Source organism: Vibrio sp. Y176, from assembly GCF_033438945.1.
In genome coordinates this window covers 1-755 of the sequence record NZ_JAWOQS010000421.1, presented here as the reverse complement: position 1 = coordinate 755, position 755 = coordinate 1, and the positions used below count along the sequence as shown (strand labels likewise).

Here is a 755-nt window from a genome sequence, read left to right as displayed (position 1 = left end):
TACTTTAGATCAAAGTCACCATCAACGGATGGGATCATCCCTTGTTCGGTGCTGATGGCATCTCGAATCGCTTGGCGTGTTTTCTCAACGACGGGATCGTGGTCAAGGCCAGCCAGTAAAAATGAAATACCTACTTCGGCAATGATGTCTTCTTTTGCTCGCAATAAAATCGTGTCGATGTTGTCGCGGAAGTAATCATAAATCCATTGATGATCCGCTTCATTCACGCGCTTTTGATAATACTGAGAGTCGGCAAAGATGATGTGTGTCATGCCATAGATTTTGTTGCCGTATTGCTGAGCAGAGAGCTTTTTATCATTGTCGTCGGGGTAGGTCGATCGGAATGCTTCAATGAACGCGTTCACCACATCTTGTTCACCCAGTTGACGCAGCCAATAGACCTGATTTGCCAACTGCGCCGCCCATGCTTCAATCATCTCTTTATCGGTGGCGTAGCGAGTAAAATCGTAACGACGAATGATTTCTCGCAGTGTTATATCTTGTTGGTGCTTTAAGCCGTACTCATCTGCTCTCGCCATCGCGCCCAGTAAATCGACGCCAAGATACAAATATTCAGGGTGATGTTTTGTTACGGTATAACGACGTTGACTGCGCTCGTCCTCTTTTTCTTGGTAGCGAGTAAGCCGCTCAGAGGAGTACAAAATGATGTCTTCTGGTTTGACGACGTCATTCGCGAAGCGATTCAATCGGCTTGCGACTTGAGCCATGTCCGTCCAAATGGTTGCGTAGTATTT

The 755-nt window shown here is 46.5% G+C and carries 1 protein-coding gene; it reads right to left on the bottom strand.

Annotated features, from left to right (window positions below):
• Positions 1–755 (bottom strand): DUF3541 domain-containing protein (locus R7O13_RS26445; protein ID WP_318305152.1); only part of this gene is annotated, 755 nt, incomplete at both ends.